The organism is Bacteroides sp. RTP31139st1_H2_RTP31139_211217 (genome assembly GCF_040227615.1).
GTDB lineage: Bacteria > Bacteroidota > Bacteroidia > Bacteroidales > Bacteroidaceae > Bacteroides > Bacteroides uniformis.
Genome location: NZ_JBCNZM010000326.1, coordinates 417 through 1,615, shown reverse-complemented (window position 1 = coordinate 1,615; position 1,199 = coordinate 417). Strand labels below are relative to the sequence as shown.

Here is a 1,199-nt window from a genome sequence, read left to right as displayed (position 1 = left end):
GTATGGGGACTGGACAGGACTTGTCGCAACTTCGAAAGGTATTGCCGGGCTTATTCTTGATGTAGATAGGGATGACAATACCGATTATGATGAAGATGACAGGGAGTTCCTTAAAACGCTTTTTAAGCCTTTTCTGGCATTCGCTGCAAAGGCACAAGAGGCAACGTACCAGATTGGAGATTGAAAACAGAACGTATAACCGCAACAATCTACTTTTGTATCCAGTGAAGACCCCTGCCAGTTATAGAAGGCATCCGGGCTTGCCCGTCTGCCACGAACAAAGGGAAGGGGGAGCCTAATACCCCACCTGCCTGACGTCGGTGGGAAGGGTGTCCGAACAAGCAGCAAGCTGGGACACGGTAGATTGTCCGCAACAATATGAAAAACGTATGGCTAATCAAAAACAGGTACTCGACGTGCAGGTGTCGAAAGGGATTACCACCGCCCAAAGTAATGAACATCTGCGTGACCGTAGTGAAAAGGCAGAGAAGTACGCTATGAGTAAGGGAAATTATGATCCTACGCGTAAACGGCTGAACTTCGAGATTGCGCCCGGAGGTAAAATACATCCCATCGACACAAGCCGTAGCATTCCCGAACGGATGGCGGACATATTAAGTCACCGTGGAATCAAAGATCCTAATGAGGGGCTGCTCGAACCAAAATACCGCACGGTGGTAAATATTATCTTCGGCGGTTCACGGAAGCGAATGCAGGAACTTGCTTTCGGTACGCAACAGGTGGACTTTGAAAAAGGAGCGGACAATACCCGCATCGAACGGAAGCGTGACATTGAACGCTGGGCGAAGGATGTTTATTCATTCGTTTGTGGCAGATATGGTGAGCAGAACATCGCTGCATTCATTGTACATCTGGATGAATTGAACCCGCATATCCACTGTACGCTTCTGCCAATCAAGGATAGTCGCTTTGCGTACAAGGAAATCTTCGCCGGTAAGGATAAGTTTGAATATAGTGCAAGAATGAAACAACTTCATACGGACTTTTTCGCAGAAGTCAATACAAAGTGGGGAATGTCAAGAGGAACAAGCATATCCGAAACGGGTGCACGGCACAGAACGACTGAGGAATACCGCCGAATGTTGTCTGAAGAGTGTACAACAATCGAGGATAATATCAAACGCCATCAACAGGTATTGGGTGAACTTCAATCAGACATCCGGTTGGCAGAACGCAGA

Annotated in this window: 1 protein-coding gene and 1 pseudogene; both read left to right on the top strand. The window is 47.5% G+C overall.

The window, feature by feature from the left end:
- Window positions 1-184: pseudogene (locus ABUA47_RS24625) on the top strand (MarR family transcriptional regulator); the annotation flags it as partial.
- Between the two features lie 205 nt (window positions 185-389).
- The coding region (gene mobV / locus ABUA47_RS24620) for a MobV family relaxase (protein ID WP_349832270.1) at window positions 390-1,199 on the top strand (810 nt) is incomplete at its 3' end.